Source organism: Parasphingorhabdus sp. (assembly GCF_036963705.1).
Taxonomy (GTDB): domain Bacteria; phylum Pseudomonadota; class Alphaproteobacteria; order Sphingomonadales; family Sphingomonadaceae; genus Parasphingorhabdus.
Map to the genome: position 1 here is coordinate 1 of NZ_JBALUT010000090.1, position 8248 is coordinate 8248.

Consider the following 8248-nt stretch of genomic DNA (forward strand, 5'->3'; position numbering starts at 1 on the left):
CAGCAGTTCCGCAAACCATTCTCCCGCCATCGCTTCGGCCAGTGCGTCCTTGCTTTCGAAAAAGCGGTATAGGTTGGAGGGCGACATGCCGACTGCTGTCGCTAGGTCGGTCATCGTGAAACTGATCGCTCCTTTATCCTGGATTATCCGGTCAGCAGCATCCATGATTCTGATGCGAGTGGCTTCGATATCGGTTTCGGGACGGGGCATAGGTTGGCTCCTGCAAAGGCTCCTTGGCTCGGCGAAATAGCTGCCGTGCCTTATATAGGCGATACGGTTTCATGATAAAAGACGAAATTCTTCATTTATCAATTACGCCGCAGGTAATGTTTTTCTATTCGCGTTGGTTTCAGGACGCTAAGAGACTGTTATGACAAACGATCAGGCTGATCCGGCCAGTCCGAAAAAAACCAGGACAAAAAAACCCTCCGGTCCTCTGGCTCCGATTACCGGCAGCATTCGATTGTTTCGTCGCTGGTGGCGACTTGCCGTCCGCGCAGGAGTCGATCAGCAGACAGTGATCGACAAAGTCCGCGAGGATAGTAGCTTCACTCCGCATTTCGCATTCATGACGTCAATGTCCGCGGGTATCGCGATACTCGGATTACTACTTTCTTCCCCGGCCGTCGTTATCGGTGCCATGCTGCTTTCACCGTTGATGGGGCCAATCATGGGGGCCGGCTTTGCGCTCGCTGTTGGCGATTCAGCTTGGCTGAAGGAAAGCGGCAAGGCGATCCTGCTGGGAACGATAATTTCCATCCTGTTTGCCGCTCTGGTGGTGACGATGTCACCTATCCAGACGGTCACCGCCGAGATTGCTGCCCGCACGCGACCCAATCTCTTCGACCTCGCAGTCGCCCTCTTTTCGGCATTAGCAGGTGCCTATGCGATGATCCGGGGGAGGATGGGCACAATTGTCGGTGTTGCGATCGCGACGGCCTTGATGCCGCCTCTCGCAGTGGTCGGCTTTGGCCTAGCAACATTCAACTGGTCGGTCTTCGGCGGTTCGCTGCTTCTGTTTTTTACCAACTTGATGACGATCGCCCTGACTGCGACCGGGATGGCGCGTCTTTATGGCTTCCGTTCGGTTCTGTCCGAAAGGCAATCACAGGTCCAAGTCGCGATCATGACAGTCATATTTGTTGCGCTTGCGATACCGCTGGGTTTCTCGCTCAAGCAGATTGCCTGGGAAGCGAATGTCTCCCGGTCTGCTAACGGCTATATAAAGGATCAATTTGGCGACCGCGCCAGCGTTTCGAAGATCGAAATAGATTTTGATGCAGATCCGATCGTTGTGAACGCAACCGTCTTCACGCCCAAAATTCTGGCCGGCGCGAATGAACAGAGCTCGAGGGTGATAAGTCGTACGTTGGGCCAGTTGATTGCGGTGAAGATAACCCAGTTCAAGGTGGAATCGGGGGATGATGCCCAGTCCGCTGAATTGGCCGCGGCGAGGGCCCAGGCGCAGGCTCAGCAAGCGGAAATCCAGGTCACAAGGCTGAGAGAAAATCTCGCGCTGATCGCCGGTGTCCCGATGGACGATGTGACGCTGGATACGACCAAACGACGTGCCGTGGTCATCGCAAATCCACTGCCGGGTGCGTCGCTTGCATCTTATTACGCGCTTGAACAGCGGGTTGCCGCGGGTGCCAAAAACTGGACAATAAAGTTGCAGCCGCCAGCCGTCGCTTTGCCGGAACTGACGATCAGCGATGGTGGTTTAACAGAAGGATCGGCTCGCAATCTCGATCTGATAATATGGGCGTCCCAACGTTTAAATCTGCCACTGGGTATGAACGGGACGGCTACGAATAGGGAAGTAGCGAAGCAAGCCCTGGCGGCCAAAAATATCACCGTCGCTGAAGAATCCGATATCGTCATTCCAGACGGCGGGGTGAGGCTGCGGTGGCTGGCCCCGACAGAGAATGTCGGTGCGCAGTGACAGGCGTTTAGCTGAGGTTAATTTTCAATAGGTTAGCTTATATTCTCGATAGGGGAGACAGACTATGCGGCATTTCATGTTCACCGGACTTTTGTTGGCGAGCGTTGCAACACCAGCCATCAGCCAGTCCTCACCGGATGAATCGGCCCAGGGTGCCGTCTCGGTTACCATTTACAATAATAATCAGGCACTGGTGCAGGATGTTCGTAATCTGAGCCTGCCCAAGGGCCGCAGCAAGCAGCAATTCCCCGATGTTTCTGCGCAGATCCGTGCGGAAACAGTAACCCTGTCCGGTCCCGGTATCGGCATTGTTGAACAGAATTTCGATTTTGATCTGCTGACCCCCGCCAAGCTGATGGAGAAAGCGGTGGGGCAGACGGTGACTCTGATCCGCACCAATCCGGCAACAGGTGCTGAAACCAGGGTGCGCGCAGAAATACTCGCGGCCAATGGCGGCGTGGTGATGAAAATCGGGAATACGATTGAAGTGCTGCGCGACGACGGTCTGCCGGTGCGGGTGATTTTTGATCGCGTGCCACCCAATCTGAGAGCGCGTCCGACCCTTTCGATAACTTTGGAATCGGAGGGCGGGCAGGTGCCGACAACGCTGAGTTACCTGACTCCGGGGCTCGGCTGGAAGGCGGATTATGTTACCCTGTTTGACGATGCCAAGCAGACAATCGATGTCCAGGGCTGGATTACGCTGACCAATAATAGCGGTACCGATTATCGCAATGCCAACACTCTTTTGGTCGCAGGCAGTCCCAACAGCGGCGGAGGGCGGAACAGCTATCCGCAATGGCCGACCGGTACAATTGACAGCGCCGGAACCGAATCCAATGATCGTGAGCGGCTGGGCGATTATTATCTCTATCCGCTCCCCGAGCGGACCACGATCGCCAATGCCCAGCAGAAGCAGGTCAGTTTTCTCGATGTGACGGCAGCGCCCGCGCGCAAAGTCTACGAGTTCACGAACAGCTGGCTGGGTACCCGCGATGCCGCCAGCGCCAATTCGGTACTCAAATTCTCGACGTCGCGAGCCGGTGGTCTGGGTGACCAGCTGCCTTCCGGGATCATGCGCGTCTATATGCGCGACAAGCGCGGTGATCCGCAATTTATCGGCGAAAGCCAGATCGAGGCGACGCCCATGGGTTCGGCAATGTCGATCCGCACGGGCGAAGCCTTTGACGTGAAGGTCAAGACTGTCGTCGAGGAGCGCACCCGCCGCTCGTCCACTCGCTGGCGGAGCAAAATGCGCTACGAGGTTACCAATGCGCGTCCTGAAGCGGTCACGGTCGACCTCGCCCAGTCCGGACTGTGGGGTGACGTCCGCATCGAACAGGAAAGCCAGGCCAGCGAACGGGTGTCGGCCGACAAGGTGGAATGGCGACTCAATGTACCTGCCAACGGCAGCGTGACGGTGACCGCGACTTTCGACAGCCGTTACTGATCGGTTCGAGCGGTATGACCGTCTCCCGGCTCCTGGCCTTACTGGCATTGGCGTTATGCTCGCAGGCCAGCCCGCTTGCGGCGCAGCAGCTTGTCATCTCCGCTGAGCCCACAGATGTGTCGATCACCATCTACCGTGCGCCCGGAAGAGGGGATGGAGCGATTAATGCCAATTGGCCGCAAGGCTATGCGCTGATCACCGAGACCCGAACGGTGCATCTGCCCGCCGGAGACGCAACGGTGCGTTTCGAAGGCGTGTCCGAAGGAATGTTCCCTGAAAGCGCAATGGTGACCGGCTTGCCCAATGGCGTCCGGGAAAAGAACCGCGACGCGCGTCTATTGTCGCCCCAAGGTCTTGTGGACGCCTATCTCAAACGCGAGGTCTCGATTACCCGCACCGACAAAGCGACCGGCGTGTCGCGCACGCAAGATGTGTTCATCACCGCAGGGCCGGCTGGCGGCGTGATTTTCGAGAGCGACGAGGGGTTCGAGGCTCTGCGCTGTACAGGCCTGCCGGAAAGGATGACCTTCTCGAAAATCCCTGCAGATCTGTCTGCCAAGCCGACCTTGTCGATACTGACCACCTCACAGCAGGCGGTGGCCGCCAAGCTGACACTGACCTATCTGGCTTCCGGTTTTGACTGGCAGGCCAATTATATCGCGACGGTCAAGCAGCGCGAAGCGGGCGAGAAGGCCAAAATGGATCTGTTCGCCTGGCTGACGGTGGCCAATGGCGGCAACCAGAGTTTTGAAAATGCCAATATGATGGTGGTTGCCGGAGAACCCAATCGCGAACGGCGGGCTGATCAGGTGCGTCCCACCGGAGGCGCGCTGATCATCCGCTGCTGGCCGATGCAACGCACGGATCAGGTTCCCTATAATCCGGGATATATCCTGTCCCGCCCGCCGATGCCTCCGCCCGCTCCGGCGCCGATGATGTACCACGACGAGGGAGCAGAGATCATGGTCACTGCGACGCGGCGGAGTGAAAAAATGATGGACATGGCGTCGCCAGTCGCGGTTGTGGTCGCGGAGCAGGAGGATCTTGGCGATCTCAAACTATATCGGGTTCCCGAGCGGGTTGCGGTTAGCGCCAAGGGCCAGAAGCAGGTAGCGATGATCGTCCAGCCCGGCGTTACTTATGAACGTATCTATGTTGCTAATGCCGGCAATTATAATGAAAATAGCGGTGCGATCAGCTATATTCTGCGAAGCAAAAACGATGCGGACAATGGACTGGGGGTACCGCTTCCGGCTGGCAGGGTCGCGGTTTTCGAGAATAGTTTTGTAGGGCCGCTACTGGCGGGGGAAGGGGCCTTGCCCGACCGGGCGATAAATAACGAAATCGAGGTCGAAGTGGGCAGCTCGTCCGACGTGCGCTTGTCGGTGATCGAGACACGTCGATCCAAGCGCAAGTCAAGCTGGCAGGCGGTCGTGACCAACGCGCGCGATCATCCGGTCAGCTTTGAAATGGAAATTCCCTATGATATTTCCGGTCGGGTCAAAGCTATCGACGTAATTGACGGCGTCCCCACCTGGCGGGTGACGGTTCCGGCCAATGATGAAGCGAAACTCTCCTACGCGATTAAATTGCGCGAATAGCGATCAGGCTATTATTTTAGATATTTCTGTTTCGATTCTTCCGGTATGATTCTGGGGTGATGGTTCTCGTCGAGAGCCACAAAGGTGAACAATCCGCTGGTGACCGGCACCTGCTCTTCTGCCAGATTGCGCGAAGCGATAACGTCGAGCCGGATCGCGACCGAGGTCCGTCCTATCCGTTCCACCCGGGCATAAACCGAAATCAGGTCGCGAGACAGGATCGGTGCGATAAATTCCATCGCCTCAATGGCGACCGTTGCGGTCGATCCGCGCGCGACTCTGGCCGCCATGATTCCGCCGGCGATATCCATTTGTGACAATACCCAGCCGCCGAATATATGGCCGTTATTATTCAGGTCACGCGGTTGCGGCGCGACTCGCAACACCGGCTGCATCTTCGCCAGCGCGACCAGATCATCATCACTCATCATCATATCCGTTCGGTGAGAACGGATCGTCGATCGATTCGTCATGTCCGGTGCCGCTCGAGAGGAACACCAGTCCCATCAACGCTGCCGTCAGCATCAACGCGAAGGCGATGCCCGCTGCAGTGGCTATATATAAGTGAATTGAGACCCAGCCATGTAAGTAATAGAGCACCGACAACGTGGCCGCGGTGCATATCAGCGTGAACAGCGCCATGCCTCGCATCAATCGCCAATAGTGCGACCAGGCAATGCTGGCGTAGAGGGGGTCATCAAGGCGGGAAGGCTGGGGCAAACTACACTCCGTTGGTTTTCAGTGCATTGGACGTTAATCCTGTTACCATCAAGTCCAATGACTTTCAAAAATATGCTATAGAGATGCAATAAACAGAATCAGAGCGGAGGAGATGCACGATGACCATTCATTCTATTTTGCAGGGACGTAGCGGCGATATATATAGCTGCACGGCAGATATGTCGGTTTCGCAGGCGGTAGAAATATTGGGAGAGAAGCGCATCGGTGCTCTTCCTGTGCTCGATGGAGCAGCTATTGTCGGCATTTTCTCCGAACGCGATGTTCTCCATTGCATCCGGAAGTACGGCGCAGCGGCGATGGAACATGTGGTGCGCGACGTGATGACCGCCGATGTAATTTTCGTAGATCGCAAAAAGAGCGCGATCGGCGCGCTGTCGCTGATGACCAAAAGAAGGATTCGCCACTTGCCAGTGGTCGAAGATGGCGAACTGGTCGGCTTTGTCTCGATTGGTGATCTGGTCAAATATAGGATCGATAAAATCGAAAGCGAAGCGGCGGCGATGCGAGACTATATCCAGTCGGCATGAAGCGCGGGCAGCAAGAGCGACGGTGATGTGGACCGTAATCGCTCTACAGAGTTTCCGGCCCCAATTCTGCGGGTGACGGTTTCGGCGGCTTGCGGCGGACGATCAGGTTTATGACCTCCATCAGCGTCGGCTTGGCCAATATATAGAGCAAAGCAAGATAGGAGAAGCCGCCGATCGCGACCAATATTGCCAATTTGGCATAAACGATCATCTCCGGCAGCATCTGATCTGCGAGATAGACTATGATCGCCATCGCGACAGAGGCCGAAAGGCCGGGCCATACGGCCTTGGCAATTTCCCAACCGTTGATGCCGATATGGCGATGCGATTGCGAATAAGTGAAAATCGTCAGCAGCGGGAAGGCGATGACCCAGCCCCAGGCGAGGCCGTATATCCCGAATTGTATGCCGATCAAAAATGTTATAGGCATCAGGACCGCGCCGAACATGTTGGTCCGGGCCGTAATCTGCGGGCGGCCCAGGGCATTATTGGCGGGCGTGAACAGGATTTGCAGCGTCATCACCGGCATCGCCAGAGCGAGTATCGCGACAAAGGGAGACATTTCGGTCCACTTGGGCCCGAACAATGTCTCGACCAGCGGATAGGCGGTAACCGCCATGCCCAGATATAGCGGGCAGGAGATCAGCATGATCAGCCGGATGGCCTTGAGAAATGACCATGCCAATGCCCGCGGATCCGATTGCAAGCGGGAGTAAGCGGGGAAGGCGACTTCGTTCAATGGCGGGACAAATTTTGCAGCGAAGATTGTCGTCAGGAACAAGGCTTCGGCATAGAGGCCGAGTTCGTGGGGATCGAGAAAGCGACCGGCGATAAAAATGTCGGACTGACTCTGGATGGTCCAGAATAAATGGCTGGCGAGCAAGGTCGCGCCAAAGCCGAACATCGGGCCGGCGCCCTTGAAGTTGAATGTCGGCAATATATAGAATTTTACCGCTATCACTAGGCAGATGGCTCTGGTCCAGAAAATTGCCAGCGGCGCATAGACCAAAGTCCAGACGCCATAGCCATTGTAAGCAAAATAGAGAGCTGTGCTCGCGCCGACCACCGCCGAGATAAGATTGATGATCGCTGGCTTCTTGAATTGCAGGTCCCGCGTCATCAGAGCCTCGGGCAAGACCATGAAAGGAGTCGCCAGAAAGATGAGCGCCTGCACCCTCAGCAGATCCGCGATGATCGGCTGGCGATAATATTCGGCAGCGAAGGAGGCGAGGACCAATTGGAGAATCGCGATCCCGGCATTGAGTAACAACAGCATCCCGAAGGCCTGCCGAATCTGGACCGGTTCGACTTTCTCGGCCTGAATGATCGAACTGGCGAGGCCATATCCGTTCATGAAGCTCAGAAAAACCAGAACAACCTGGGTCATGGCGAATATGCCGTAATCTTCCGGGTTGAGGATGCGGATCACCGCCAGCGTCGAGCCCCAGGCTATGATCTGGGACAGAATCTGGGTTCCGGAACGCCAGAAAACGGCGCTTCTTACGCGATTTCCGAAGTTGCTATCGCCCACCAATGGATCGGTTTCGTTCAACATTATCTACTGTCTTGGTGCCTCTTTATCGCCGGAGAATCTGCCATAGCGGTCAAATACGAATATTTTTGAAACAAAAGTGCAAAAACTATGTTGACGGAATCGGGTCATCCATCTAGTGGTCCTTTCATCAGCACGACGCGGCTCACATGGGCCCCACGGTGTTGGTCGTCAAAATTAGTAAAACAACGGTTCTCCCCGGTAGCAATAGCGGGAAAAATCGTTGTCTGCGTTTTGATGGGCTCTTTGACATTGTAATAATAGATGAAGGGACATGTGGGCGGCGGCCCCAGACCCGGGAACTTCAAGGTTCCGGTGCTCTGGTAAGTTAAGTCGTTCCATAGGTTTCGTGAGGAGGCTTCGGTTTTCTCATGTTACCGAACATGTCCTTTATATGTATCCATATACGTAAAAAAGATTTGTGCAGGAACGGCT

Annotated in this window: 8 protein-coding genes; 4 read left to right on the forward strand and 4 right to left on the reverse strand. The window is 55.7% G+C overall.

Features of this window, described 5'->3' with window-relative positions; genetic code table 11:
* Positions 1-210 (reverse strand): TetR/AcrR family transcriptional regulator (locus V7680_RS14060; protein ID WP_335653895.1); only part of this gene is annotated, 210 nt, incomplete at its 3' end.
* 160 nt (positions 211-370) lie between these two features.
* Here V7680_RS14060 and V7680_RS14065 point away from each other — a divergent pair.
* The 3 genes from V7680_RS14065 to V7680_RS14075 all read left to right on the forward strand — a co-directional run bounded on the left by V7680_RS14065 (position 371) and on the right by V7680_RS14075 (position 4993).
* Positions 371-1942 carry a DUF389 domain-containing protein gene (locus V7680_RS14065; RefSeq protein WP_335653896.1) on the forward strand — a complete coding sequence of 524 codons (1572 nt, stop codon included), beginning with the start codon at positions 371-373 and terminating at the stop codon, positions 1940-1942.
* A 64-nt stretch (positions 1943-2006) separates the two neighbouring features.
* A complete protein-coding gene (locus V7680_RS14070) occupies positions 2007-3392 on the forward strand; it encodes a DUF4139 domain-containing protein (protein WP_335653897.1) in 1386 nt (461 codons plus the stop codon).
* Between the two features lie 14 nt (positions 3393-3406).
* On the forward strand, positions 3407-4993 hold the full coding sequence (locus V7680_RS14075; RefSeq protein WP_335653898.1) for a DUF4139 domain-containing protein: 1587 nt from the start codon (positions 3407-3409) through the stop codon (positions 4991-4993).
* 11 nt (positions 4994-5004) lie between these two features.
* Here V7680_RS14075 and V7680_RS14080 read toward each other — a convergent pair whose 3' ends face one another.
* A complete protein-coding gene (locus V7680_RS14080) occupies positions 5005-5427 on the reverse strand; it encodes an acyl-CoA thioesterase (RefSeq protein WP_335653899.1) in 423 nt (140 codons plus the stop codon).
* On the reverse strand, positions 5414-5713 hold the full coding sequence (locus V7680_RS14085) for a hypothetical protein (protein WP_335653900.1): 300 nt from the start codon (positions 5711-5713) through the stop codon (positions 5414-5416). Before V7680_RS14085 ends, V7680_RS14080 begins: the two co-directional genes overlap by 14 nt.
* 119 nt (positions 5714-5832) lie before the next feature.
* Here V7680_RS14085 and V7680_RS14090 point away from each other — a divergent pair, with 119 nt between their 5' ends.
* Positions 5833-6261 (forward strand): CBS domain-containing protein, encoded by a 429-nt coding sequence (locus tag V7680_RS14090; RefSeq protein WP_335653901.1) that lies wholly within the window; start codon positions 5833-5835, stop codon positions 6259-6261.
* Positions 6262-6304: 43 nt separating this feature from the next.
* Here the strand turns inward: V7680_RS14090 and V7680_RS14095 are convergent, their stop codons facing one another.
* Positions 6305-7816 carry a lipopolysaccharide biosynthesis protein gene (locus V7680_RS14095; protein ID WP_335653902.1) on the reverse strand — a complete coding sequence of 504 codons (1512 nt, stop codon included), beginning with the start codon at positions 7814-7816 and terminating at the stop codon, positions 6305-6307.
* Positions 7817-8248: the final 432 nt, after the last annotated feature.

What these genes read in the sequence shown, in the direction of transcription:
- V7680_RS14090 (WP_335653901.1), top strand. Translation starts at nt 5,833, where the DNA reads ATGACCATTCATTCTATTTTGCAGGGACGTAGCGGCGATATATATAGC.
- V7680_RS14095 (WP_335653902.1), bottom strand. Translation starts at nt 7,816, where the DNA reads ATGTTGAACGAAACCGATCCATTGGTGGGCGATAGCAACTTCGGAAAT.
- V7680_RS14070 (WP_335653897.1), top strand. Translation starts at nt 2,007, where the DNA reads ATGCGGCATTTCATGTTCACCGGACTTTTGTTGGCGAGCGTTGCAACA.
- V7680_RS14080 (WP_335653899.1), bottom strand. Translation starts at nt 5,427, where the DNA reads ATGATGATGAGTGATGATGATCTGGTCGCGCTGGCGAAGATGCAGCCG.
- V7680_RS14075 (WP_335653898.1), top strand. Translation starts at nt 3,407, where the DNA reads ATGACCGTCTCCCGGCTCCTGGCCTTACTGGCATTGGCGTTATGCTCG.
- V7680_RS14065 (WP_335653896.1), top strand. Translation starts at nt 371, where the DNA reads ATGACAAACGATCAGGCTGATCCGGCCAGTCCGAAAAAAACCAGGACA.